This is a genomic window from Citrobacter freundii complex sp. 2025EL-00176 (genome assembly GCF_053309355.1).
In genome coordinates this window covers 93937-117687 of the sequence record NZ_JBRYHT010000005.1, presented here as the reverse complement: position 1 = coordinate 117687, position 23751 = coordinate 93937, and the positions used below count along the sequence as shown (strand labels likewise).

Genomic DNA, 23751 nt, shown 5'->3' with positions numbered 1-23751 from the left:
TCGCAAGGATGTGAAATAATAAAAATCAGAAATGCGTTATAAAATATTCGATAGTATTTGATGAATACTATGGCCCAACTTATCTTCAAGCCGGAGCTTATAGACATATATTTTCTTAATATCAATATTATCTATTTGGGTAATTTGCTGAATACTTTTTCCTGAGACAAATCGCTTCAGTAATATCATTTCTGTGTAGTTGAGTGAGCGTCCACGTTTACTGTTAGCGAGATGACCAGTAAATAATCGTCTCATTTTCTGATGCTGTACGTCATCATCATCATCAGAATATATAATGCCTTGTATTTTAGTGCTTTTCGACAACCAGTAGTTGGCTAACGGCGCCAGGTTCCGGTCCGCTATCAAAACAATATGCATGCCGCTATAAGCCAGACGGTCAACCCATTGCGGGTCGGCGAACAGGCGCAGGTTTGGGAAGGAGAAATCCACAAAAATAAACCCGCGCGACAAATGGTTTTGATTATTAAGCAGAAGTTTTTCAATAACGCCTCTTTGCAGAAAGCCATTTCCCTCCGGCCAGATCGCAAAAGCAGCACGGTGACAGTACCTGGCGCGTACCGCAGTATCCGGAAATAATTGACAGGATAATTCACAGCTTATGCAACGAATACTCTGTGATGGGGATCTGTTCATAAAAAATGACTCCTGTTATTTTTCCATAAATATTTCATCGGTAAATAAATGTGTCAATCCGACACGCATGACATTCCTTGTCAGTTAATAACAGCAACCCTAAAAAAATGTAATAAACTCTTGATGCGCTAATATGTACATACGGTAAGCAATGCCATACCGCTAAGTTTTTTTATGTTTTATCTCAGAATAACAATCTGGGCATTAGGAATTTTATGCATAAATTAAAATCCTAGGATAAATCTTAAAAAAGCACTATTTGCTAAAAAATAACCGATGTAAAGGTTACTTGTTAATTACACAATTCAGATAACTTAATCACCCTTGTCGCTCTGTGGATAAATATAATGATAACCCAGATAAAACTGTAATGAATTCTCATTATTTAACATTAGCTAATTCCCACCTAAGAAATTAGGTTAATAACGTGTTGTATTTGAAGGGTTTTTATCCCCTAAGTGAAATTCTTATCTTCGATCATGTACAAAGAGTGAGGCGTCTTATCGATTTGGATGTAAAATTTAAGGGGTGTGCAAGGACACGCTGTGATACGTTTTGGTTACTGAGGGCTGGGCAATTGTATCTTATCAATCAGTTGGTCGAATTTAATCCTGATAGCAAAAGTCTGGTCAATCGCCAGACCGGGCGCACAATACAACTCCAACTCCCTGCTTCGCTCTGTTTTCTCTATTTAATTACTCACGCAAGTGACATTGTTTCCCAGAACACGTTGATGATAGTGGGTTGGGGAGAGAGAAATAATGTCACCACCACCAACACGTTCTACCAGGCAATTCTGACGTTACGTAATGCGCTGGCGGAAGTGGGACTACCGCGCGATACGGTGAAAACTATTTCCCGCCGTGGGCTAAGATTGAATGAAAACGCTCAGGTAGAAGTGATACCGGATCCTCAGAGTGAGGTTTCCCTGCCACCGGTTATTGAGGAGCGCGCGCCTGTAAAGGTAATTCTTACCGCACCACAACAAACGACGCAGACCTCCTGGTGGAACATTTTATTTAGCGTTAGTATTGTTATTGCCACTCTGGTTATCTGGCTGGTGTGGTATCAGACTCGCCCGGTTATGCCATTTAGTAAGTTTGTCTCTGTTTCCATGCAGATCCCTTCGCGGCAAAACTGCAAAATTTATTACTCGCCAAATGAGTATGACCAGCATGGCTATTTCAATCTGATGCAACTTCATCCTTTACTTTGTGAAAACAACAAGCACGTATTTCTATCCGGCTACCTCAAAGCAGAAAGGATGGTAGCATTTGTATGCGATAAAGATGCGCGGATGGATGCCCACGCATTTTGTACTACCCATTATTATTGGATGCGCGGGCAATGAAAAAAATACGCCACAAAATCTTGCTCACTATTGGTCTGGTTACCCTGCTTGGTTCTGGCAGTTGGCTATGGTATTCGCGCTATGCCGAAAAGCCGCTGAATTGTGTTGGGAATGTTGAATGGAATATTGGCAGCAATCGCTTTGTCGGTACGGTTTCGTTTCGGATGTACAGCCAGGAAGGATTATCGACAATTACCGGTAAGCTGTATGGGCGTAATATCTCAGACATCAGCAGGAACATCTATTTCAGCTACACCCAACAGCGTGATGCGCGGGTGTTACAGGCCATGCAAGTCGTCAAAACCTTCGCCGACACGGCCGATGAAGCGGATATCAACAATACGTTGCCCGGATTTTATCGGCAGACCGGACGCAGCCTGAGCCTGGTCATGGAGGAGTATAAGGGCGCATGGATTTTTGCCAGTTCCAATGTTCCCTCGCTGTATTGCCGCAAAAGGTAACGTCATATCCGGAAACAAAAAGTACGGTGCTCTCACGGGATTCACATTTGTCATCATTAACTTACGCGACACAGGTCACTGAATCCACTAATAAGCCATTCTATTCTTCACCGCGAATCAGGAAACATCCTGAATATCAGGATATTCGTTGCGTAATAATTAAGCGAAATGGACATTTTATTTTGTCCAGAAGACTTCAACCTACGAATGAATATTTGGAGAAGACGTGGGCAGGGGCGTTTATCTCTCTCGCGAGAACTGTCTGAACATTCAGGCGTTATCGCATTTCAGGAAACGGTATGTTTCCGGTGTATTTTGGCGTACATATGAGGGATACGTAATGTTTACTTTTAAAAAGTGCCTGATTGCACTTTCAATAAATTTGGCGGTTGTTTCATCAGGTTTTGCTTGTACGACCCTGCTGGTTGGCAATGAAGCATCAGCGGACGGCTCCATGTTGGTCGCCCGTAGCGCAGACAGCGATGCCCTGAAAGCACAGCATTTTGTCATTCATCCGGCAAAACAGAATCAGACCGGGGTATACAGCACCAAAGCACATAATGGCGCGAATGATTTTACCTGGCCACTGCCGAAAAACTCTCTGCGTTATACCACCGTCCCAAACTGGAAAACTCAACTGCACGGCGCGACCGGATTTAACGAACTGGGCGTCGGTGTGAGTGGGACAGAGTCTATTTTTGCTTCACCAAAAGCGCTGGCCGCCGACCCGTACGTTGAGGATAAAGGGATCACTGAAGACGATATCCCGGATATTCTGCTGTCGCAGAGCAAAACCGCACGTGAGGCCGTTGCGCTGCTGGGACATATTGTTGAAACCGTCGGTGCGGGCGAAGGCTTTGGCGTTGCCGTGGTCGACGATAACGAGATCTGGTACCTGGAAACCGGCAGCGGCCACCAGTGGATGGCGCAGCGCCTGCCCAATAACCAATATTTCGCCACCGGTAATCAGGGCCGCCTAAAGGATTACGATCCTAAAAACCCGGATATGATGGCGTCAAAAAATCTGATTCAGTTCGCAACGGAAAAAGGTCTGTACGAACCGACGAAAGATGGCAAATTCAACTTCGCCAAAGCCTATACCCGTGATGACGAGCGTGACCGCACGTATAACGATCCTCGCGTATGGACCATCCAGAAAACGTTCAATCCTTCCGTAAATCAGGATATGGCCAAAGGACGTGAATTCCCGGTCTTCATGAAGCCAGAGAAGAAAATGACGCTGGACGATGTGAAAGCCGTACTGCGTAGCCACTATGAAGGCACCAGCCATGACCCGTACACCAACGGCCTGAACGGTAAAGAGCCGTGGCGTCCGGTCAGCGTCTTCCGCACCTATGAAGCGCACGTTATGCAGGTACGTCCGTGGTTGCCAAAAGAGATCGGTGAAACAACCTACATTGGTCTGGGTATGGCCGATCTCACCGCCTTTGTTCCGTACTACAGTGGCCTGAAAGCATATCCGGCCAACTATACAATGGGTACAGATAAGGCTGACGATCAATCCATCTACTGGAAATATCGTAAATTGCAGACGCTGACGATGACCGATTATCCGAAGCTCGCGCCAATCGTCAAAAAGGCCTACAAAGCGTGGGAAGATAAAGTGGCGAAGGAGCAAAAAGAGGTCGAAGCAGAATATCTGAAGATGGCGAAAACCAATAAACCTGCCGCAGACAAAATGCTGAATGACTTCAACCTGCGCATCATGGCCGATGCCGAGAAGTTAACGGAAGATCTCACTAATCAGCTGTTTACCATCCGCACCAAAGACATTCAGTCTGATATTTTCTTTGCTAACGCAGCGAAAAAAGACTAAGTCACACCACAGTAATGTACTGGCGCAAAGCGTATCTTAGCTTTGCGCCAGCATCTCACATCGCGCCTTCACGGCGTCATGCAGCAAGCGTACTGCTGTTGACAGCTGCTTACGATGCGGGCAAATCATATTCAGCGGTACTTTCTCTCCTTGATAATCCGTCAGCAGCAACTGCAATCGTCCTTCGCGGACATCCTCGCTAACATCCAGCCACGACTTGTAGGCAATCCCCTCACCCGCAATCGCCAGCCGTCGGATCACTTCGGCATCATCGCTCATAATCGTGCCGTTGACCTGCACGCTGCTGACCTCGCCGCCGCGTGTAAAGGCCCAGCGGTCGTGCAGGCGTCCACGTAAGACAAAGGTCATGGCGTTCAGATGCGCTAAATCTTCCGGGGTTTTCGGCGCACCATTTTGTAGAACCCAATCCGGGGATGCCACCAGCACGCGTCGGTTACCCGGCGCAACGGGCAGCGCAATGTATGACGCATCTTCGGTATTACCATAACGAAATGCGACGTCGACAGGATCTTTAAAGACATCCGTCACCTGATCGGAGAAAAAGATCCGCAAACGCAGTGCAGGATAGCGGCGTCGAAAAGATTGAAAGACCGGCAGCAGCAAATTCCGCCCAAGATCGGAAGGAACGGCGATTTGCAGCGTGCCAGAAACTTCATCTTCCGGGGTCTGAATTTTTTGCAGCCCGGCCTGCATCACGTCCAGCATCTGGCGGGCATAGGGCAACCAAATCTCGCCTTCCGGCGTCAGGCGCAGACTGCGCGTGGAGCGAGCGAACAGGCGGATAGTCAACGTAGACTCCAGGCGCTTAATAGCAGAACTGACCTGAGCAGGCTGGACGCCGACTTCGCGTGCCGCATCGCTAAAACTATTCAGCGCCGCGGCGCGGACAAACAACGTGAGATCTTCAAGCCGGAACATTTTCACTCCCCGAGTATAAGTCCTGTCGCTGTAGGGCTATTTTTCCCGTTCTGCTGCCGGTTTACCATCGAATTATTCAAGATTACTGTGACCGGAGAGACTATGAAAGCCATCGCCATTACCCGCGCCGCGACCAACGGCAATAACATTGAGTTTTTACAAGAGATTGACCTGCCCATGCCAGTTGCCACAGGGCATGACCTGCTGGTTGAAGTGAAGGCCATTTCCGTCAACCCCGTTGATACCAAGGTCCGCGAAGGTTTTAACGCTGATGTGCCGCGCGTGCTGGGTTGGGATGCCGTCGGCGTGGTGAAGTCCGTGGGCGAAGCAGTCACTTTGTTCTCGCCTGGCGATGAAGTCTGGTACGCCGGAGCACTGGGGCGTGCGGGGAGTAACAGCGAATTTCAGTTGGTTGATGAGCGAATCACCGCGCTGAAACCGCGATCGCTGGATAACGCCTCTGCGGCAGCGCTGCCGCTGACCGCAATCACCGCCTGGGAAATGCTGTTCGATCGCCTGGGCATTGAGGAAAACGGCAACGAAGGCGATGTGTTACTGATTGTCGGTGCGGCTGGCGGCGTGGGCTCCATTCTGACGCAACTGGCCAGTAAGCTGACCAAAATGACCGTCATCGGTACCGCATCGCGTGCGGAAAGCCAAAAATGGGTTCGTGAAGTCGGTGCGCACCATGTGATTGACCACAGCAAACCGCTGACGGAAGAACTGGCGCGGATAGGGATCGAGGAAGTGACGCACGTTGCCAGCCTGAACAATACCGAGCAGCACTACCAACAAATTATTGCCGCACTGGCTCCGCAAGGAAAGCTGGCGCTGATTGACGATCCGCAAACCCTTGATGCCCGCCCGCTGAAGGCCAAAAGTATTTCGCTGCACTGGGAATTTATGTTCACCCGTTCGATGTTCACCACCCACGATATCATTGCCCAGCATCAGTTATTGACCCGCGTGGCGCAGTTGATCGACGACCACACCATCCATACCACGCTGGGCGAACATTTTGGCGCAATCACCGCGGCGAATCTGCAAAAAGCGCATGCGCAAATTGAAACGGGTCGCTCGGTCGGCAAGATTGTGCTGGAGGGGTTTTAACATGTCTGATGCAGAAGTGATTTCAATTATTGCAGTACTGAAAGCCAAACCAGGGAAAATCGATGCACTAAAACAGGCGCTACAGGCTCTCTTGCTGCCCACGCGCCGGGAGGAGGGCAATATTGAGTATGCGCTGTTCCAGTTACGCGACACGCCAGATGTATTTTATGTGCGCGAATCCTGGCGCGGTCAGGCTGGTCTGGACGAACATATCGCCCTGCCTCATTTCCAGTCGTTTATATTGCAAATGAACGATCTACTGGCCGAGCCGCTACGACTGGATTATCTGACGCCGATTGAACCTTGATTTCATCTACATTATCCCCCGCTGCGCGGGGGATACTTGTCAGGCATTACGCCCTGCCATAACACCGCCATCGACATCCCAGACAGCGCCGGTCACCCAACCTGCCTTGTCTGACAGCAGGAACGCGACGGTTTCAGCAACGTCAAGCGGCGTACCGACCCGACCGATCGGGTGGAAACCATTAAAACTGCTCATCACACCTTGTACCTCTTCTTTCGGGATGAATCCTTCATAGATGGGTGTATGCACGACAGCTGGCGAAACGGCGTTCACGCGAATCCCATGCGCGCCCAGTTCAATAGCCAGATTTTTGGTTAAAGCATGCAGACCCGCTTTGGCCATCGAATAGGCCGATGAAGGCGTCGCGCCCACCGCTTGTTGCGCCCACATTGAACCAATATTCACGATGGCGCCGTTAATATTGTCTGCCAACATATTGCGCACCACGTCGCGGGTAATGAAAAACGTCGCCCGATTGAGGCTCATATATTGCTCATAATCCTCAACCTCATGTTCAATAAACGTTTTCGGGAAAAACACGCCAGCCGCATTGACCAGCAAACTGATATCTTTATGCTCGGCATTCAGGCTGGCCATTACCTGATGCATTCCGGCTTCCGACATCAAATCCGCGACAATCACCGCGACATCCCCCGCCGTCGCCAGAGTTTGACGCGCTTGTTCGGCTTTGTCGGCGCGGTTGCCTACCAACACCACGCTACCGCCGCCCCGAAGGATCAGTTTCGCCGTTTCGAACCCCATTCCACTGGTTCCACCCACTACTAATAATTTCTTTCCGGCAAATAATGTGCTCATCGTTAACCTCGTTTAAAGAATCCGTTGACGCGCTAAAGATGCCAGTCGGCTCAGAGGTTGACGACTGAGAAGAAATAACGTCTCAAGAAAGAAAATCTATCTCGCTGGCGTATACTGAAAACAGTTAACAAGAATGGATAAAAGCAGATGCGTTCACTCAATCGGCTAAAATGGTTACACGCTTTTGAAGCCACCGCCCGCCATGGCAGCTTCACCGGCGCGGCGCAGGAACTGGGCGTGACGCCTGCAGCCGTTGGGCAACTGGTGCGGGCGTTGGAAGATTGGGTAGGCCATCCACTGTTACATCGCACCCGTACGGGCAAAGAACGCCTCACGCTGGTCAGCGAAGCACAGGACGCATTGCGCGACATCACTCAGGGACTGGATAACCTGGAATCCGGACTCAACAAGCTGCGCGGCCGTCGGGCGCGCTCGGTGGTGATCATCACCGCGTCACAGGTACTGGTCATGAACTGGTTGATGAGTCGTCTTAATCGATTCTCACAAACGCATGAAAACATCGAATTACGTTTGAATGTGACGGAAAAGCTGATGGATGTCGCCCACGGCGAAGCCGATCTGGGCGTACGCTGCGGCAAAGGTGACTGGCCAGGCGTCAACAAAACCTGGTTAATGGATGAAGAAGCCGTCCTGGTCTGCAGCCCACGAATTGTACCGGTAGATAAAATCGTCTGCGGAGAATGGCTGGCCGCGCAAAAGCTGATCCACGATGATACCCCCCACCCCGGCGCTCATTTTCCTGCCTGGGATGATGCCTTGAACGCTACCCATGCCCCGACCGTCCGCGACAGTGGACTGCACATCAACTCCACCTCTGCGGTGATCCTGGCGGCAATCTGCGGTCAGGGCGTGGCTATCGTTCGCCGGGCGCTGGTTCAGCAGTTACTTACCGACGGACAACTGGTGCAACTTCACCCCGACACCCGTTGGCCGCTGACGTGGTCATACTACATCGTCACGCCGCAACACGCGGTAATGCGTCCGGAGGTGAAAGTCTTTAATGACTGGCTGATTACGGATGTGCTGGCAGAAATCGCGGCTAACTCTGCTATGATGCCTGCACACAAATAAAACAAAACAACATGCCGAGGGAAAGATGGGTTCCACCAGAAGAGGGATGATGAACGTCCTGATTGCCGCCGTATTGTGGGGAAGTTCAGGGGTTTGTGCACAGTACATCATGGAGCAAAGTCAGATGTCATCTCAGTTTCTGACCATGACGCGTCTGATTTTCGCCGGACTTATTCTACTGATGCTCTCTTTCGTTCACGGCGACAAAGTATTCTCCATTTTCAAAAACCGCAAAGACGCGATTAGCCTGCTGATTTTCTCCGTGGTAGGCGCGCTTACCGTACAGTTGACCTTTCTGTTAACCATTGAAAAATCTAACGCCGCCACCGCGACGGTACTGCAATTTTTGTCACCGACCATTATCGTGACGTGGTTTTCCGTAGTACGTAAAGCGCGACCGGGTATTTTGGTGCTAACCGCGATCCTGACCTCGCTCATTGGCACGTTCCTGTTGGTCACCCACGGTAACCCGACGTCGCTGTCTATCTCACCTGCCGCGCTGTTCTGGGGAATTGCCTCCGCATTTGCCGCCGCGTTTTATACCACCTACCCTTCAACGCTTATCGCGCGCTATGGCACGCTGCCGATTGTTGGCTGGAGTATGTTAATCGGCGGGATGATCCTGCTGCCGTTTTATGCCGGGCAGGGAACAAACTTTGTCGTCAATGGCAGTTTGATTCTGGCGTTTTTCTATCTGGTGGTTATCGGTACGTCACTCACGTTCAGCCTGTACCTGAAAGGCGCGCAGATGATTGGCGGTCCGAAAGCGAGCATTTTGAGCTGCGCAGAACCGCTGAGCAGCGCGTTGCTGTCTCTGCTGCTGTTAGGTATTACGTTCACCCTGCCTGACTGGCTGGGCACGATACTGATCCTCTCATCGGTAGTGCTGATCTCAATGGATTCACGTCGCCGCGCCAGAGCGGTTTAACCCCAACCGGCGCGGCAACGGGTTAATTACCAGCCCGGAACCGCGCCGCCGTTGAAGATGGTTTCCGCCGCTTTTGCCACTTCCGGTGACTGATAAGCTTGCAGGAATTCTTTCACGTTTTCGGCATCTTTGTTGTCTTCTCGCGCCACCAGGATATTCACATACGGCGAGTTCTTATCTTCGATAAATACGCTGTCATGTACCGGGGAAAGTCCGGTTTGTTGGATATAAGTGGTACTGATAATCGCCACATCCACTTTCCGATCGTCCAGTACGCGTGGTAGCTGCGCACCTTCCAGCTCCATGATATTCAGATGCCGTGGATTATCAGTGATATCCAGCGCCGTAGGCAGCAAACCTGTCCCCGCTTTCAGCGTGATTAACTTTTCTTTTTGCAGCAACAACAGCGCCCGCCCGAGGTTGGTCGGATCGTTAGGTATTGCAATCGTTGCGCCGTCTTTCAGTTCCGCTACGGTTTTGATTTTCTTCGAATAACCGGCCATCGGAAAAACAAAGGTATTGCCCACCGCCACCAGCTTATAGTTATGCGCTTTATTATCCTGTTCGAGGAACGGACGATGCTGGAAGACGTTGGCATCCAGTTCGCCATGATTAGTGGCATCGTTGGGTAATAACGAGCCGCTGAAGCCTACCAGCTCGACGTCCAGGCCGTATTTCTCTTTGGCTACTTTCTTCGCGACCTCCGCCACGTCCTGCTCTGCGCCATTAATCACGCCCACTTTGATATGTTTCGCGTCGTTGCTCTGCCGATCGCACCCTGCCAGCAACAATCCCGCCAGCAATACCACCGTCCCGGCTGCAAAATGAGGTATCTTCAGTTTCACGTTTTTATCCTTTTGAAATAACCGCCTGATAGGTAATGAAATGACTATAGCGGGAAGGCCGTTGCGGTTTAAAAAACGAAAAAGCATCAGCAAGAAGAAAAAAGCATAATGGAAAAAGGATAATTAGTCGGAAGGTGCCGTGAGCTCATCAATGGAAAGCCCGGTAGCGCTTACGCTGACCGGGCTGGTGACATGAGGTTATCTGTAGGCCGGATAAGCGAAGTGCCATCCGGCGATAGCAACATCACACCATCTCTTTCACTATCTCCATTAACCTGGCGACATCTTCAGGCCGGGTATTACCCGTTTGAGGATCGATAATCGAGCTGTAAACATGCGGCATCACACGGGGCACTCCCGCCTCCAGACAGGTTTTCAGGATAATGCCGAAGTTATCGAGATCGATCCCGCCCGTCGGTTCAATCAGCGTCATGCCGTTTCGCGCAGCGGTCATTGCCAGCGCGTACAACTCAGGCAGCGACTGCTCTCCTCCCATCGGGAAAAACTTCGCCGCGTGAGCACCTGAATCCAACATCATCCGTACCGCTGCATCGCAGGAAACGCGGGCAGGCGTGCCCTGGCTACTGCTGACGCCCGTCGAGATCAGCACTTCCCCCGGTGTGCCTGTCGGGCTGACCAGCGCATTGATATGAGTTTGTTCGCCGCCCGTGGCCGCCAAGGCGCCTGCCGCAAACCCGCAGCCGGTAAAGGTCTGGTTGACATGCGCCGGGTGAACCGCTGAGGCTATCATCGCCGCTTTGTAATACTGTGCCGGGTCGCCAGCCCCCAATCCGACGGAGATCGACGGCACATCCATCATCCAGCGTTTAACTTCCCGAACGCCCTCATCAACTGACGTAAACTGCGCGGAAAGCACGCCGATCACCGCATGGCCTTCAGCGGCATCATAGATTTCCCGGGCATTGGCGATATCCTTCGCCAGCACGTTAATGGCCACTTTATTACGATAAAAATTAATGTGCTGCATGGTCTGCAATCTCCTTTAATCGCGCTACTATCAACGCCATTTCCCCTTCTGCGACCGTACGCGGGTCAAGACTAAAAACGCCCTGATGAAGGTTGTAACGACGAGCGTAAATCGCGATATCGCCCTCGCGAAGTTGCGCTTCTACAGCATAAGCATCCAGCCCCAGCGCCTGCGCGTTCACCCGAATTCGAATCCGCCAGATGGCGCGTCCGGCTTCGTCCTGCTCGATATCGGCGTCCAGTCCGTGAATCGCTGATATCGCTTGCGCCACGGGCTGGAGTTCCTCAGCAGTCACCACGGTCTGTCCCTGATGATAGTTTTCCAGGGCATACACCAGCCCGACCATATTCTCTTTGCCGATTTTCATCGCCCGGGCAATCCCGTGGTGCTGCGCTTTACATGCGGCAATCCACTGTTTCTTACCGGTGATAAACCCGGAAGTCGGCGCGTTAAAGGCTTTTGCCCCGCTGTAGACCACCATATCCGCCCCGCTCGCCACCCAGGCGTGTAAATCTTCCTCGGCGGCGGCATCGACAATTAGCGGCAGGTTGTGAACCTGCGCGATCTGCACAAAATCCGCGATGCTCAACATGCCCTTCTGCACGCAGTGGTGCGATTTCACGTACAACAGCGCGGCGGTGTTATCGGTAATCGCGCTCTCCAGCTGCCAACGGGCCGCCAGATTACTTGAGCCTACCTCCACCACGCGACCACCGCCCAGGCGAATCGCGCTGGTGATTGGCGCCCCGTAGTCAACGTTATGCCCGCGCAGCATGACCACTTCATTCGCCATACCCGTGCTATCAGGCATTAGCGAGACTCGCGCCGGGTCGCCACGGGTAATGGCTGCGGCAACAGAGATAGCAATACCCGCCGACGCACAAGAGGTGACATAGCTGTCCTCCGCGCCGGTATAGCGGGAAACCAGCTCGCCGGTACGGTCCACCAGCCGATCGATTTCAACAAAGGCTGAGGCCGCTCGTGCAGTGGCCTGCATCACCTCCGGCGCTACGCTGGAAACCCCCAAAATCGTCATCTTGCCGCAGGCGTTAATGACCTGTTTTAGCCCCAGTTGTTGATAAATATTCTGTGTCATGGCTTACAGCACTCCCAACAGCGAACAAACCACGCTGAGCGCCACAATCGACAGCAGAATAGTGGTGTAACGCGGTCCTTTCTTCACCAGATAAAAGTAGATGGCGAACACCGCCGCCAGCGGCAACAGGCCGGGGGCAATAGAGTCGAGGATTTGCTGGACCACCACTTCAGATCCTTTCAGGGCGCTGAGTTTTAGCGGGGTGGTGATCTTAACGTAGCTCGCAGAAAGCGCGCCCATCATGATCAGACCCAGCACGTTCGCACCGTAGATAAGCTCCTTAATTCGCCCTCCCTGCAGCAGACCGATAATCGAGTCACGCCCCAGCGTATAGCCTTTGTGCACCATGCCGTAGCTGATGGCCAGCGTAATAGCGGGATAGAGAATTAACGGTACAATTCCGCCCATCGCGCTGCCATTGGCGGCGAATGGGATGAAAATAGCAATTAACAGCGGCATAACGGCGGCCCAGATGATGGAGTCGCCCATCCCGGCCAGGGGCCCCATTAAGCCGGTTTTAATCCCAGTGATCGAAGCGTCACTAATCGGCTCGCCGCGCGTTTTCTGCTCCTCCATCGCAATGGAGATCCCCTGAATCACTGCCCCGAACGTCTGCTCTGAGTTGAAGAAGTTGAGATGGCGTTTCAGCGCTTCCACCTGCTCCTCTTTTTGCGGGTAAAGTTTTTTGATGATCGGTGTCATCGAGGCGCAGAAAATCAGGCTCTGCAAACGCTCGTAGGAGCTGGAAACTTCAGCACCCAGCCAGTAGATAAACCAGGCTTTGGTGATATCTGCTTTGGTCAGCGTGCCGCTTTCGCGTGCGCGTTCCACCAGTTCATGCTGCATTACGTCGCTGCTCATCATGCTGCTCCTTCATTTTTCGCCAGACCTTTAATCAGGAAGGCCACGCAGGTACCAAAGATTGCCATCGCCATGATGTCCACCTTCAGGTACAGCACTGCAAAGAATCCGCCGATAAACCACGGCAGCAGGCTCTTTTTACCGATCACCATAATGGTGATGGCGAAGCCCAGCGCCGGCAGAATGCCGCCCATAATTTCAAAGGAGTGAGTGAGCCAGTGCGGCATCAGCTTCAGGAAGCTTTCCACCACGTCCTGACCAAAATAGTTAGCGGCGAAGACCACCGGGAAACGCAGCACCAGCCCGAGTAATGCCGGGTAGAGGAACGCACAGCGCATAATGCCCGCCATGTTGGCCGTTTCCGCGTGCTTGTCGGCCATATGTACCCACGCGGCGTTTAGCGTGCGACGCAACTGGTCAAGGAACACGCCGATAACGCCAAACGGGATCGCCAGTGCGATGGCCAGGTTCGGGTCCATTCCGGCCTTCACGGCGATAGGAATTGAAATACAGGCAGCCAGCGCCGGATCCGACGGGACGTTGCCGCCCGGCGTAGAGGTCACGCCGAGGTAAACCAGTTGCATGCCTGCGCCAATGATCATCGCCGTTTCCATGTTGCCTAACAGCAGGCCAACGAAGACGGCAATCACCACCGGCTGTAGCAGCATGGCGGAGAAGGTGTAGCCAAGGCGTAATCGGGCAAACCAGTAATACAACCCCATCAGGCTTGCAAAGACTAAAGTATCCATAGTTTTTTACCCTGTTATCAAAGGATTAGAATTTTTTCAGGATATCGTCCAGCGACTGCGGCTTATCTTCCGGTATAGTCTGGAAGAACACCTGAATCCCACGATTTTTCAGGTCGCTCAGAATGCCGACGTCTTTTTCATCCAGCGTGATGTTCTGGAATACTGCTTTGCGGTTTGGCCCACCGCCCAACCCACCGACCTGAATGGTGGTGACGTCAAACCCCAACTGGACCGCTTCCTGAACTGCCGCCAGAGAGGGGAACAGCACCAGAACCTTGCCGTCACCAAGCTGGTTTTCTTTCCATGCGGCGGCAAAACTCTGGTTACCGAAGCAATCCACTTTGATATTCGGCGGCGCTGCCATCAGGTAGATATTTTTCATAAATGGGTCGGCGTCCAGCTCATCGCTAACCACCGCAATCCGGTTTGCCTGAGATTGACCAACCCACTTAGTCACAACCTGTCCATGAATCAGACGGCTATCGATACGACATAAAACGATGTTTGCCATGATGTTTATTCCTTATTGTGATTGTTGTAATTGACGTACGTGAGCAACAACGTCCAGGCAGCTGCTACGCCCGGCCTCGACCAGTTCGGCCACACAGGTGGTCAGTTGGCCCTGCTCGCGTTTGTCCAGCGCCTCCAGTAACAAAGAGGCATTCAGCCCGGAAATGACTGCCACCGGGTAATCGGCACTCAGCCGCGCGGCCACGTTAGAGGTAGTGCCACCAATAAAATCGGTCAGGATCAGTGAGCCTTCCGGCATGGTTTTCACCACGGCTTCAACGCGCTGATAAAACTCGCCGAGCGTATCGACAGGCATCAACGCAATTTCCGTCACGCCTTTGATTTCGCCCATCACCATGCGCAGGCTGTTGCAAAGCTGTTGCCCCCAGCCGCCATGGGTCAGCAGCAGGATCTGGGGCAAGGATTCAGTGGTAGTCAAAATGGCCTCCTGGCTCGATTACATAGACATAGGTAAACAGAGCAAAGGCTGTGCCAGAATTTGTGTCACGCGGGGGAGTGGTAGATGCTGGCGGGGCGCAAAGCCCCACCAGGAAAGAGATTAGCTATACAGCAGTTCGTAGATATAAAAATATTCCGCGTCCGATAAGCGAATGGCGTAGGCCTCTTCGATCGGCAGGAAAGCCGATTTAATGACACTAAACGCGCGGATATCCAGATCCGGCTTGTTCTCTAACGCCATCTGTAACGGTTTGCGGTTAATCACGATACGCTCCACCATACAGCAGCAGTGGATCAGGAAGCGCAGTGTCACCTGACGGCTCGGTTTCAGCGAAAGCGCGGTGGTCAAATGATTCAGCACACCTTCCATCTCTTTCAAAATGCGCTGCGGGTTGAGCACCGAAATATGGTTAATGATGCTTTCCATGGTCAACGCGCTGATGAAACGCATCGCGCTGCGCTCCATCTCCAGACGTCGTTCACTGCTGGAGAGATCCGGCGTCAGCAGACTGAGCACCAGTTCGGGTCCCTGCTCAGAAAACAACTCCTCGAGCGAGATAAACGGAATGTCCGGCAGCCCCGGTTGGAAAGTGCCGACGATCCCCGCCAGACGCTCGCTGGCGTTAATCGCCTGCTGAACGCGCTCCAGGCTGCGGACTTCATTGTAGTCGAGGATCACCATCCGCGTGTCCTGCGACATCAGCTCACCGAAGCTCTCTTCCAGCACCTTTTTGATTTTTTCCGCCGTACCCATACCGGTGATACAGGAGATGACCAGCACTTTGCCGCTGTTTTCCTGCTGTGGCGTACAAAGCTGACAGGGAATATTTTTGCTCTGCATTAATGCCGCCAGCTGCGGTAAATCACTGGTTTCGTAACTTAAATCCAGTCCTATTTCCAACAAGCTGGTGAGCGTAATGTTCGGCATCAGCAGAACATCTATCTGGAATAATTTGCTGATCGTGCTGCCAAAATGGACCAACGAGCCAATATCCACCATCAGAATCAGTCGGCGATATTGCCGGACCTGGATCATCTGCGTCAGGGCTTCCAGCGTGTCATGCACCGACTGCTCGAAAGGCATATCGATAGCGCTGAACAACTCACGCTCCAGCACGCGATTCACATACTGCGCCTGGCTGGTGGCCGTCGTCGCGCCATGGGCGATCAAAATCACACCACAGTCCGGGCTGGCATCAATGCGTTGGCGGTAATGCCGACACTCTTTGAGGAACAGGCACAGCCAGACCACCTCCGTCGCCGGGCACTGAATATGCAGCAGTTCGTTGATTTTCCGGCATAACAGCGTAGCGTTTTCGTATTCATCTTTACAGCGATCGAGGATCAGGCTGGAAGAATAAAGCTGGGGAATAAGCCCGCGCTGCACGTAGCCAATCAGCGCCAGAAAGTGTTTGCGCAGCGGGTTAACCAGATTCTCCGGCAGCGTGAAACCAAGCACCTGCTCAACGCAGCCGATCAGCAGCGTCACGCGCTCTTCAATCTGATCGCCATAGCGCGGGGGATGCGCCACGCTGTCGCGGCTGTAGAGACCGTATTCAAAAATCGAGCTGAGTTTGTTTTTAAGTATCGCCAGGGTTTCGGCTGGCGGTACGTTGCTGTTACGCAGGTTGATATATTCCCGGGTCAGGAAGCTGTAAAAGAGATCGCTCTCTTCAATTTCGGCTCCGGTCGCCAGCGAGTTTTTCAGTGCGGGTAGTGTACGGGCATCGATACTCAGGTGCTCTTTACCTTCGAACAGCGCCCCAACCAGCAGACGTTGTTCCGGCGTGGCGTTAAACGGCATTTCTGCCAGACGTTTATCCAGCTGTAGCGTATCGCTGTGTTCCGTCATCCCCGAGGCCCAGGCCTGGGCGCAGAGAAACTGAATGTCGCTCTTGAGCTGACCAATATTGCCTTCCAGCGGCTTATTCAGCAGCCAGAGCAGCAGGGTACGGTCGATGCTTATCGTGCGCTCGATTTTGCGGCTTTCACGCTGTAAGAAGCCGACGATCAGTTCAACCTGCTCTTCCACCGAGCGCTGGCGGATGCCGGGTAAGTCGATACACACCTGAATACGTCGCTGGAAGGTGCGCAGCAGCGCCGAGCTGACCGGTTCGGTGGTCGCACAAATCAGACGTACCGAAATAGAACGCGCCACGGCGCTTGAGCCGAGCGGCCGGTATTCGCCTTTGTCGAGAATTGAGAACAGCTTTTCCTGACCTTCATACGGCAGGCGATGCACTTCATCAAGCAGCAGATACCCGCCATCAGCCTGCTCCACCAGACCCGGTTTATTCTCGTTTGCGCCGGTAAAGGCCCCCTGTCGATGCCCAAACAAATGGGACGAGAGCAGCTCCGGGTTATGGGCGTATTCCGCACAGTTAAAATAGACCAGTGGTGGCGGTGTTCCCGTCGCGCGTTCACAGGCGAAACGGTGCATCAGTTCGGCAAAAAAGGTTTTACCCACGCCGGAGGGGCCGGTCAGCAAAACGTGCAGCCCGTGGGGATAAAGCACCGCCGCGCGACCTTTTTCCACCGCATCGCGCAGGCTGCGATCGTAACCAATCAGGCCGAAAAAGGGATCGTCTGTCGCCTGGTCTTCCTGAACAGGCAACAGATCGGCGACGGTTTGCACTTCGCGTTCGGACTCATCCAGTTGGCGTCCCAACAGCGTTTCGATTGCCTGACGATGCAGAAAGAATACCGGACGTCCGCGACTTTTAATCGCCAGACCGTCATTCCAGAGCTGATTGAGATCTTTACTGACCGAGTTACGCGCCAGCCCAAGATTAAAGCCGATGGCCTCCGCTGTGAACGCCGTTTCCTGCGCCAGTTGGGCAAGATTCAGTCCTCGCGTCAGCCGTTCCAGCTCTCCCAGTATTATCTCAATCCGTCTCATCTCTTTACCGCTTAAGAAATAAATGATTGTTCAGAACATACACTATTCTGCTACGCAAGAAAGTGAGGCGGCATCCAGACCTTCCGGTCATCAAAACGTTTTCGACAAATAATGGCGCGCGGCACCGGTTTCCGGGAAGTTATCGAGGGTCATTTGCAACTGATAGCCGTTTTTCTGATAAAACGGCAGCGCCTGAAAACTCATCGTATCCACCAGCGCATGCAGACACCCTCTCTCACGCGCTGTTTGTTCCGCAGCCTGCATCAATTTTGTGCCGTAACCGCCTTTACGCAGCGAATCATGCATCCATAAAAACTCAATGCATAGCCATTCGCCTTTAATTTTGCCGATCAGCCCGCCCAGAATTTCATTGCGCTCATGGCGCCAGTACACCGCCAGGTCGCCAAAATTGGTGGTTCTGAGAAACTGGCGATTGTACGCACGCAATCCGGCCAGTAGCGCGTTTTGATCGTCTTCGGTAATCGTATCGGTAATCTGTATTTGCATCCTATCCTCCTGAAAAACTACAACGTCTGGCTGATTTAGTTTTAGGCATTAACACAGGCTGATGAGTGAGTCGTATGCCGTCTACACTTACTCTTGAGATGATGCGCATAGACAACAAGGATTATTATCATGAAACGAGTCATTTTTCCGATTATTGCCGTCCTTTTAACGCTACCCGCTCTGGCGCAAGCCGACTCAGCGTATGGCAGTCTGCAGGCTGTACATGAAAAAAACACCGTGCTGAAGGATTTACGTAAGATTTGCACCCCGCAAGGGTCGCCGTCGGATGAGGTGTGGGAAAAAACAATTATGTCTGATACGCGCAATCAACAGCATATTCGCGAAGCCATTCTGGCAATACAAAGAAACAATCAGAACAACTACTGGGAAGCGCTGGGCAAAGTGGAATGCCCGGATTTATAGGCATTATGTTGTAAAATGAGTACTGTAACCGGTTTCTGTATCGTAAAAACACGTATTGTTGCCAGAACAGATAAATAGCAATGGAGCAACAATATGCGATACCGTTTTCCTGAAAACTTCTGGTGGGGCAGTGCCTGCTCGGCGCTGCAAACCGAAGGAGATAGCCTGAACGGCGGCAAAAGCAAAACCACATGGGATGTGTGGTTCGAACGTCAGCCAGGTCGTTTTCATCAGGGGGTTGGCCCAGCGAATACCTCAGGCTTTTATCAGCATTGGAAACAAGACATCGCACTGCTCAAACAGCTGAAGCACAACAGCTTCCGTACATCTCTGAGCTGGTCACGCCTGATCCCGGACGGCACCGGTGAGGTTAATCCTGAGGCCGTCGATTTCTATAACAACGTCATCGACGAGCTGCTGGCGCAAGACATCACGCCATTTATCACCCTGTTCCACTTCGACATGCCAATGGTGATGCAGGAAAAAGGCGGCTGGGAAAACCGTGAAGTGGTCGAAGCGTTTGGTCGCTACGCACAGACGTGTTTCAAATTGTTCGGCAACCGCGTTAAGCACTGGTTCACCTTCAACGAACCGATTGTGCCGGTAGAAGGCGGTTATTTGTATGACTTCCACTACCCAAACGTGGTGGATTTCAAACGTGCGGCCACCGTGGCGTACCATACCGTGCTGGCGCATTCGACGGCAGTGCGGGCGTATCGTGATGCAAACCATGATGGTGAAATTGGCGTGGTATTAAACCTGACGCCTTCGTATCCGCGCTCGCAGCATCCCGCGGATGTGAAAGCCGCGCACCATGCGGATCTGCTGTTTAACCGCAGCTTCCTCGACCCGGTGCTGAAAGGGGAATATCCGGCTGACCTGGTGGCATTACTGAAAGAGTACGATCAGCTTCCGGCCTGCCAGCCTGGCGATGCGCAGTTGATCGCCGATGGCAAAATCGACCTGCTGGGGATTAACTATTACCAGCCGCGTCGTGTGAAATGTCGCGATACGGCAGTCAATCCGAATGCGCCGTTTATGCCGGAGTGGCTGTTTGATTACTACGAAATGCCGGGACGTAAAATGAACCCTTACCGCGGCTGGGAAATTTATGAGCCGGGTATTTACGATATTATTACCAATCTTCGCGATAATTACGGTAACCCACGCTGCTTTATTTCAGAAAACGGTATGGGCGTAGAAAACGAACAGCGCTTTATTCAGGAAGGGCAAGTTAACGACAGCTACCGTATCGAATTTGTTTCTGAGCATCTGAAATGGCTACATAAAGGCATTAGCGAAGGCTGTCATTGCCTTGGCTATCATATGTGGACTTTTATTGATAACTGGTCATGGCTTAACGGCTATAAAAACCGCTACGGCTTTGTCCAGCTAGATTTAGCAACGCAAAAACGCACGGTGAAAAAGAGCGGCGAATGGTTTGCCCATACCGCCGAAAATAATGGTTTTGATTGATTCAGTTACCGGATGGCAGCGTTGACTGAAAACAGCGCGCCATCCGGCAACAATTTTCACTGAATCCTGACCTTCATCGTTACCAGAAGCGCTGTCAGCAGCATTAGGCTACCCGAGAGCATCAGGGGCGATAGCAGTCCGAGGTTATCGAGCGCGTAGCCACCCACCGCAGCCCCACAGGTATTGGCAAGCTGGATCACGGCGACCTGAACGGATCCGGCTTTTTCTGCCTGATCGGCAAGTGAGCGGGTGATCCACGTCGACCAACCGACCGGAACCAATGCAAACGCCAGGCCCCAGATAATCGCAATACCCGCCGCCACAACTTTGTCGCTGCCCCACAGGATCAGGACCAGCGCACTGAGCGCCAGCACCAACGGCGAACCGGCTAAGGCCAGTTTGACCGAGCGCTTCAGAATCACCGAAGAGAGCGATGTCCCGACAAAACTGGCGATACCAAAGCTCAGTAGCACCAGTGTCAAACCATCAACATCAAAGCCTGCCAGATTCATATAGATCGGGCGAATATAGGTGAAGAAGGCGAACTGCCCGGCAAAAGACATGAAGATGGCGATCATCCCCGCCATCACTCCGGGGCGTTGCAGCAGGCTGAACATGTTTTGTTTCTGATGTGAAGGTTCGCCAGGCAGCGAAGGTAGCGCTCTCACCACCCAGATGGTGCACAGCACGCCCATTACCGCCGCCGCGTTAAATACGTTGCGCCAGCCGATGATGCCGCCCAGAAAGCTTCCCAACGGCGCAGCGATCACCAATGCGATAGAGACCGCGCCAAATATCACCGACAGCGCTTTCGGTACCGTACGCGCGGGAACCAGACGCATGGTCAGCGACGCCGACATCGCCCAGAACCCGCCGAGCGCCAGCCCCAGACAGGCTCGACCGATCAGCAGCAGCGTAAAAGAGTTGGCAAAAGACACCAGCAGGCAGGAGAGCGTCAACAGTACCGAAAATAGGATCACCACGTAGCGACGATCGGTCGCCTGGATAATTTGCGTCACAAACAGGCTGGCAAACATGGCGACAAATGCCGTCACGGTCACTGATTGTCCAGCAATACCTTCCGAAATTCCCAGATCCTGCGCCATTGGTGTAAGCAGGCTAACGGGCAGAAACTCAACGGTTATCAGGCAGGCAACGCAGAACGCCACGGCGAATACCGCCGACCAGTTCGGGCGGGTATTTGCCTCAGCGCGGGATTTTTGTTCAACAGCGTCACTCATTTTGTTACCTGCGTGGGGTTATTGTAGAAAAGTTACGCATTGTAACATTAAAAGTGTGACGTATTTAACGTTTTGACAACCTTGTTATTTGCATTACGGCCTTCGAGTCAGCTCGCATAAGCAAAATTTCCACTCCACTAACGCTTTAACAGGATCTTGAATCTCATAATATAACACTAAGTGCTATACTTACGGTTACAGGATGTCTCCGATGCGTGTTTTCAAGACTAAATGGTTCGCCAGGGAAGCCAAATCCCACACGGTAAAAGATAATGAATTGTGCAAAGCCATTGCAGCTGCTTTGCAGGGAAAAGTGGAGGATCTCGGCGGCGGAGTTTATAAGAAACGCCTGAACCAGAATCGCGATCGAGCGATCATTCTGGCGAAAGGAGGTGACCATTGGTTCTACACGTTTCTCTATACCAAACAGGATATGGCAAATGTTAGTCACAGCGAATTGATAGGATTTCGAGAATTGGCGAAGCATTTCGCCAAACTTACAGATGAAAAAATCATTATCTTATTGAAAAATAAAGAACTAGTAGAGGTCTGTTGCAATGACCGAAAAAAATGATTTCAAAAGCCCGGCCTTTGAAGCTATCCATAGTGCGGCAACCGGCTTGTTTAGCGTCGAGGCGATCCCGCAGGAAACTATGCGTAATTTCGACAAAGCGTGTTTGAGCCGTGTCATCGATCTTCAGCCTCGGGAAATCAAAGCGCTCCGCGAAAAATTTAACGTGAGCCAACCGGTTTTTGCACATTACCTCAATACCAGCGTGTCGACAGTGCAAAAATGGGAGAGCGGTGCCAAGCGGCCGAGTGGAATGTCTCTTAAGCTACTCAGCGTCGTTCAAAAGCACGGATTACAAGTTCTGGCGTAGGCCTGATGAGCGTAGCGCCATCAGGCATGACTCTCAGTGCAGCCAGTGCACGCCATCTTCAGGTTGGAAAAAGGCGTTATAGCGCATCTGGAACGCATTAAGCTCCTGCATATCCGGCTCCATTTCACGTAGAAACCCGAGTGCCAGGCGCACCTGCGTGTCGGTGATCGGGGCGGCCAGTCGAGATTTTTGCAGCAAGCGGTGCCATTGCAGCAGATTCTGCTCGCTGCCGTCGACAATGACGATTTGCCAGATTAACAATACCTGGGCGGCATTTTGCAGATGCGATTCATCAGGGCGGTGCAGGTACTGTAAAAATGCCTCGCCCTGTACTTTTCCCATCTGGTCAATCATCGATTCTACCGGTACCACATCAATATTCAGTCGCTCGCTCAGACGGCGAATGGCCCGTCGCGATCCGGACGTCAGCACCCGAAAACCCACTACAAAAACAACCACCAACGTGGCCAGCATTATCCAAATCATTAATGACGATACCGCCCGCTTAAACTAATTTTTCCGAGAGTGACTGACAGGCTTCGCGCACCCACTGCGAATATTGTGGAATACAATTTTTTGGCATTTGTAATTCAACGCCGCTGATACTTATTGCCGCAATCACGTCTTTATTACGGTTAAATACCGGTGCGGCAATGCAATAGATGCCAGGGGAGTCTTCGGCGTTATCAAAAACCCAGCCTTGCTCGCGTATTCTGGCAAATTCCTTCATTAATGCTTTTTTGCTGGTGATGGTGGTTTCGGTATACCGTGGCAACACTTCCTCAGGCAACAGTTCATCGATTTTATCCTGCGGCAGCCAGGCACAAAGCGCTTTCCCCACACCGGAACTGTGCATCGGTAATTTTTTACCAACCCAGGTACGAATGCCAATCGGCTGGGTATTCTCCAACTTCATAAGATAAATTGGCGCGACTTCATCCAATATACCTAAGTGACAGGTCAGGTCCGTTTGCTGACGCAGTTTTTCCAAAACAGGAAGTGCTGCATTACGAATATCAAATTGTTCCAACGAACGATTTCCCCATTCGTACAGCTTCAACCCCAAAAAGAAACGTCCATTTTCCAGGCGCAAAAGATGATGCGCCACCAGTGCATTTAGCAAGGAAGACGTGCTGCTTTTGGGTAATGCCAGATCCTGCTGAATCTGACTGAAGGTCGCTCCTGGGGAGTTAAAAAGATAATTACAGATTTTTACTGTCTTATCCAGTGCGGGAACAGAGGTCGTAATGTCTTGGTTCATGCGCTATTAATCTTTTTTATTCATAGACTCGGCACAGTATACCGCAATCACTTTTCTCAG

At 51.8% G+C, this 23751-nt stretch carries 26 protein-coding genes; 11 read left to right on the top strand and 15 right to left on the bottom strand.

Annotated elements, in window-relative coordinates; all coding sequences use genetic code 11:
* Positions 1-36 precede the first annotated feature (36 nt).
* Complete coding sequence (locus ACVXHP_RS12560; protein WP_304702583.1) at positions 37-654, bottom strand: helix-turn-helix transcriptional regulator; 618 nt, start codon at positions 652-654, stop codon at positions 37-39.
* Positions 655-1231: 577 nt separating this feature from the next.
* On the opposite strand from ACVXHP_RS12560, the gene ACVXHP_RS12555 reads away from it, so the two are divergent.
* The 3 genes from ACVXHP_RS12555 (at position 1232) to ACVXHP_RS12545 (ending at position 4303) form a co-directional block, all read left to right on the top strand.
* Positions 1232-2005, top strand: a complete 774-nt coding sequence (locus tag ACVXHP_RS12555; protein ID WP_447571624.1) for a winged helix-turn-helix domain-containing protein — start codon at positions 1232-1234, stop codon at positions 2003-2005.
* Positions 2002-2466 carry a hypothetical protein gene (locus ACVXHP_RS12550; RefSeq protein ID WP_200008875.1) on the top strand — a complete coding sequence of 155 codons (465 nt, stop codon included), beginning with the start codon at positions 2002-2004 and terminating at the stop codon, positions 2464-2466. Before ACVXHP_RS12555 ends, ACVXHP_RS12550 begins: the two co-directional genes overlap by 4 nt.
* A gap of 340 nt (positions 2467-2806) precedes the next feature.
* Entirely contained in the window at positions 2807-4303 is a 1497-nt protein-coding gene (locus tag ACVXHP_RS12545) for a C69 family dipeptidase (RefSeq protein ID WP_447571558.1), read from the top strand.
* Between the two features lie 36 nt (positions 4304-4339).
* Here ACVXHP_RS12545 and ACVXHP_RS12540 read toward each other — a convergent pair whose 3' ends face one another.
* The gene (locus tag ACVXHP_RS12540; protein ID WP_447571557.1) at positions 4340-5242 is read right to left on the bottom strand and encodes a LysR family transcriptional regulator; all 903 of its coding nucleotides are present in this window, start codon (positions 5240-5242) and stop codon (positions 4340-4342) included.
* Positions 5243-5344: 102 nt separating this feature from the next.
* On the opposite strand from ACVXHP_RS12540, the gene ACVXHP_RS12535 reads away from it, so the two are divergent.
* Together ACVXHP_RS12535 and ACVXHP_RS12530 are read left to right on the top strand one after the other, a co-directional pair.
* Complete coding sequence (locus ACVXHP_RS12535) at positions 5345-6352, top strand: zinc-binding alcohol dehydrogenase family protein (protein WP_200008878.1); 1008 nt, start codon at positions 5345-5347, stop codon at positions 6350-6352.
* 1 nt (position 6353) lies between these two features.
* Positions 6354-6659, top strand: coding sequence for a putative quinol monooxygenase (locus ACVXHP_RS12530; RefSeq protein ID WP_079225797.1), 306 nt, complete (start codon positions 6354-6356; stop codon positions 6657-6659).
* Positions 6660-6698: 39 nt separating this feature from the next.
* Here ACVXHP_RS12530 and ACVXHP_RS12525 read toward each other — a convergent pair whose 3' ends face one another.
* A complete protein-coding gene (locus tag ACVXHP_RS12525; RefSeq protein WP_447571556.1) occupies positions 6699-7475 on the bottom strand; it encodes an SDR family NAD(P)-dependent oxidoreductase in 777 nt (258 codons plus the stop codon).
* Between the two features lie 147 nt (positions 7476-7622).
* On the opposite strand from ACVXHP_RS12525, the gene ACVXHP_RS12520 reads away from it, so the two are divergent.
* On the top strand, positions 7623-8567 hold the full coding sequence (locus ACVXHP_RS12520) for a LysR substrate-binding domain-containing protein (protein ID WP_447571555.1): 945 nt from the start codon (positions 7623-7625) through the stop codon (positions 8565-8567).
* A 25-nt stretch (positions 8568-8592) separates the two neighbouring features.
* Entirely contained in the window at positions 8593-9495 is a 903-nt protein-coding gene (locus ACVXHP_RS12515; protein WP_447571554.1) for a carboxylate/amino acid/amine transporter, read from the top strand.
* Positions 9496-9521: 26 nt separating this feature from the next.
* Here ACVXHP_RS12515 and nlpA read toward each other — a convergent pair whose 3' ends face one another.
* The 9 genes from nlpA to ACVXHP_RS12470 form a co-directional block, all read right to left on the bottom strand.
* A complete protein-coding gene (gene nlpA, locus ACVXHP_RS12510) occupies positions 9522-10340 on the bottom strand; it encodes a lipoprotein NlpA (RefSeq protein WP_304702577.1) in 819 nt (272 codons plus the stop codon).
* 244 nt (positions 10341-10584) lie between these two features.
* Complete coding sequence (gene dagF / locus ACVXHP_RS12505) at positions 10585-11328, bottom strand: 2-dehydro-3-deoxy-phosphogluconate aldolase (protein ID WP_447571553.1); 744 nt, start codon at positions 11326-11328, stop codon at positions 10585-10587.
* Positions 11315-12424, bottom strand: coding sequence for a D-glucosaminate-6-phosphate ammonia lyase (gene dgaE / locus ACVXHP_RS12500; protein WP_447571552.1), 1110 nt, complete (start codon positions 12422-12424; stop codon positions 11315-11317). Before dgaE ends, dagF begins: the two co-directional genes overlap by 14 nt.
* 3 nt (positions 12425-12427) lie before the next feature.
* Entirely contained in the window at positions 12428-13288 is an 861-nt protein-coding gene (locus ACVXHP_RS12495) for a PTS system mannose/fructose/sorbose family transporter subunit IID (RefSeq protein WP_005121522.1), read from the bottom strand.
* Positions 13285-14034: a PTS mannose/fructose/sorbose/N-acetylgalactosamine transporter subunit IIC gene (locus ACVXHP_RS12490; RefSeq protein ID WP_003023960.1), complete on the bottom strand. Its 750-nt coding sequence runs from the start codon at positions 14032-14034 to the stop codon at positions 13285-13287. Before ACVXHP_RS12490 ends, ACVXHP_RS12495 begins: the two co-directional genes overlap by 4 nt.
* Positions 14035-14059: 25 nt before the next feature.
* Positions 14060-14545, bottom strand: coding sequence for a PTS system mannose/fructose/N-acetylgalactosamine-transporter subunit IIB (locus tag ACVXHP_RS12485; protein WP_003023959.1), 486 nt, complete (start codon positions 14543-14545; stop codon positions 14060-14062).
* 12 nt (positions 14546-14557) lie between these two features.
* Complete coding sequence (locus ACVXHP_RS12480) at positions 14558-14983, bottom strand: PTS sugar transporter subunit IIA (protein ID WP_061380878.1); 426 nt, start codon at positions 14981-14983, stop codon at positions 14558-14560.
* A gap of 120 nt (positions 14984-15103) precedes the next feature.
* Complete coding sequence (gene dagR, locus ACVXHP_RS12475) at positions 15104-17902, bottom strand: transcriptional regulator DagR (RefSeq protein WP_316129120.1); 2799 nt, start codon at positions 17900-17902, stop codon at positions 15104-15106.
* A gap of 90 nt (positions 17903-17992) precedes the next feature.
* Positions 17993-18409, bottom strand: a complete 417-nt coding sequence (locus ACVXHP_RS12470; RefSeq protein WP_447571551.1) for a GNAT family N-acetyltransferase — start codon at positions 18407-18409, stop codon at positions 17993-17995.
* A 129-nt stretch (positions 18410-18538) separates the two neighbouring features.
* Between ACVXHP_RS12470 and ACVXHP_RS12465 the strand changes: the two genes are divergently transcribed.
* On the top strand, positions 18539-18832 hold the full coding sequence (locus ACVXHP_RS12465) for a YicS family protein (RefSeq protein WP_200008888.1): 294 nt from the start codon (positions 18539-18541) through the stop codon (positions 18830-18832).
* 93 nt (positions 18833-18925) lie between these two features.
* Entirely contained in the window at positions 18926-20308 is a 1383-nt protein-coding gene (locus ACVXHP_RS12460; RefSeq protein ID WP_316129119.1) for a glycoside hydrolase family 1 protein, read from the top strand.
* Positions 20309-20364: 56 nt separating this feature from the next.
* On the opposite strand, the gene nepI is transcribed toward ACVXHP_RS12460, so the two are convergent.
* A complete protein-coding gene (nepI, locus tag ACVXHP_RS12455; protein WP_304702568.1) occupies positions 20365-21549 on the bottom strand; it encodes a purine ribonucleoside efflux pump NepI in 1185 nt (394 codons plus the stop codon).
* 211 nt (positions 21550-21760) lie between these two features.
* Between nepI and ACVXHP_RS12450 the strand changes: the two genes are divergently transcribed.
* Both ACVXHP_RS12450 and ACVXHP_RS12445 read left to right on the top strand, forming a co-directional pair.
* Positions 21761-22123: a type II toxin-antitoxin system RelE/ParE family toxin gene (locus ACVXHP_RS12450; RefSeq protein WP_447571550.1), complete on the top strand. Its 363-nt coding sequence runs from the start codon at positions 21761-21763 to the stop codon at positions 22121-22123.
* Positions 22107-22430 carry a helix-turn-helix domain-containing protein gene (locus tag ACVXHP_RS12445; protein WP_087857246.1) on the top strand — a complete coding sequence of 108 codons (324 nt, stop codon included), beginning with the start codon at positions 22107-22109 and terminating at the stop codon, positions 22428-22430. The genes ACVXHP_RS12450 and ACVXHP_RS12445 overlap by 17 nt, the downstream gene beginning before the upstream one ends.
* Positions 22431-22463: 33 nt before the next feature.
* On the opposite strand, the gene ACVXHP_RS12440 is transcribed toward ACVXHP_RS12445, so the two are convergent.
* The gene (locus ACVXHP_RS12440; RefSeq protein WP_316129116.1) at positions 22464-22916 is read right to left on the bottom strand and encodes a DUF1198 family protein; all 453 of its coding nucleotides are present in this window, start codon (positions 22914-22916) and stop codon (positions 22464-22466) included.
* A gap of 19 nt (positions 22917-22935) precedes the next feature.
* Complete coding sequence (locus ACVXHP_RS12435) at positions 22936-23691, bottom strand: IclR family transcriptional regulator (RefSeq protein ID WP_080248829.1); 756 nt, start codon at positions 23689-23691, stop codon at positions 22936-22938.
* Between the last annotated feature and the right edge of the window lie 60 nt (positions 23692-23751).

Bases quoted from the DNA above. Each gene is read 5' to 3' on its own strand.
- ACVXHP_RS12545 (WP_447571558.1), top strand. From the start codon at position 2,807: ATGTTTACTTTTAAAAAGTGCCTGATTGCACTTTCAATAAATTTGGCG.
- ACVXHP_RS12435 (WP_080248829.1), bottom strand. From the start codon at position 23,691: ATGAACCAAGACATTACGACCTCTGTTCCCGCACTGGATAAGACAGTA.
- ACVXHP_RS12550 (WP_200008875.1), top strand. From the start codon at position 2,002: ATGAAAAAAATACGCCACAAAATCTTGCTCACTATTGGTCTGGTTACC.
- ACVXHP_RS12440 (WP_316129116.1), bottom strand. From the start codon at position 22,916: ATGATTTGGATAATGCTGGCCACGTTGGTGGTTGTTTTTGTAGTGGGT.
- ACVXHP_RS12445 (WP_087857246.1), top strand. From the start codon at position 22,107: ATGACCGAAAAAAATGATTTCAAAAGCCCGGCCTTTGAAGCTATCCAT.
- ACVXHP_RS12470 (WP_447571551.1), bottom strand. From the start codon at position 18,409: ATGCAAATACAGATTACCGATACGATTACCGAAGACGATCAAAACGCG.
- ACVXHP_RS12490 (WP_003023960.1), bottom strand. From the start codon at position 14,034: ATGGATACTTTAGTCTTTGCAAGCCTGATGGGGTTGTATTACTGGTTT.
- ACVXHP_RS12520 (WP_447571555.1), top strand. From the start codon at position 7,623: ATGCGTTCACTCAATCGGCTAAAATGGTTACACGCTTTTGAAGCCACC.
- dagF (WP_447571553.1), bottom strand. From the start codon at position 11,328: ATGCAGCACATTAATTTTTATCGTAATAAAGTGGCCATTAACGTGCTG.
- dgaE (WP_447571552.1), bottom strand. From the start codon at position 12,424: ATGACACAGAATATTTATCAACAACTGGGGCTAAAACAGGTCATTAAC.
- nepI (WP_304702568.1), bottom strand. From the start codon at position 21,549: ATGAGTGACGCTGTTGAACAAAAATCCCGCGCTGAGGCAAATACCCGC.
- dagR (WP_316129120.1), bottom strand. From the start codon at position 17,902: ATGAGACGGATTGAGATAATACTGGGAGAGCTGGAACGGCTGACGCGA.
- ACVXHP_RS12515 (WP_447571554.1), top strand. From the start codon at position 8,593: ATGGGTTCCACCAGAAGAGGGATGATGAACGTCCTGATTGCCGCCGTA.
- ACVXHP_RS12485 (WP_003023959.1), bottom strand. From the start codon at position 14,545: ATGGCAAACATCGTTTTATGTCGTATCGATAGCCGTCTGATTCATGGA.
- ACVXHP_RS12560 (WP_304702583.1), bottom strand. From the start codon at position 654: ATGAACAGATCCCCATCACAGAGTATTCGTTGCATAAGCTGTGAATTA.
- ACVXHP_RS12465 (WP_200008888.1), top strand. From the start codon at position 18,539: ATGAAACGAGTCATTTTTCCGATTATTGCCGTCCTTTTAACGCTACCC.
- ACVXHP_RS12530 (WP_079225797.1), top strand. From the start codon at position 6,354: ATGTCTGATGCAGAAGTGATTTCAATTATTGCAGTACTGAAAGCCAAA.
- ACVXHP_RS12460 (WP_316129119.1), top strand. From the start codon at position 18,926: ATGCGATACCGTTTTCCTGAAAACTTCTGGTGGGGCAGTGCCTGCTCG.
- ACVXHP_RS12540 (WP_447571557.1), bottom strand. From the start codon at position 5,242: ATGTTCCGGCTTGAAGATCTCACGTTGTTTGTCCGCGCCGCGGCGCTG.
- ACVXHP_RS12525 (WP_447571556.1), bottom strand. From the start codon at position 7,475: ATGAGCACATTATTTGCCGGAAAGAAATTATTAGTAGTGGGTGGAACC.
- ACVXHP_RS12450 (WP_447571550.1), top strand. From the start codon at position 21,761: ATGCGTGTTTTCAAGACTAAATGGTTCGCCAGGGAAGCCAAATCCCAC.
- ACVXHP_RS12535 (WP_200008878.1), top strand. From the start codon at position 5,345: ATGAAAGCCATCGCCATTACCCGCGCCGCGACCAACGGCAATAACATT.
- ACVXHP_RS12495 (WP_005121522.1), bottom strand. From the start codon at position 13,288: ATGATGAGCAGCGACGTAATGCAGCATGAACTGGTGGAACGCGCACGC.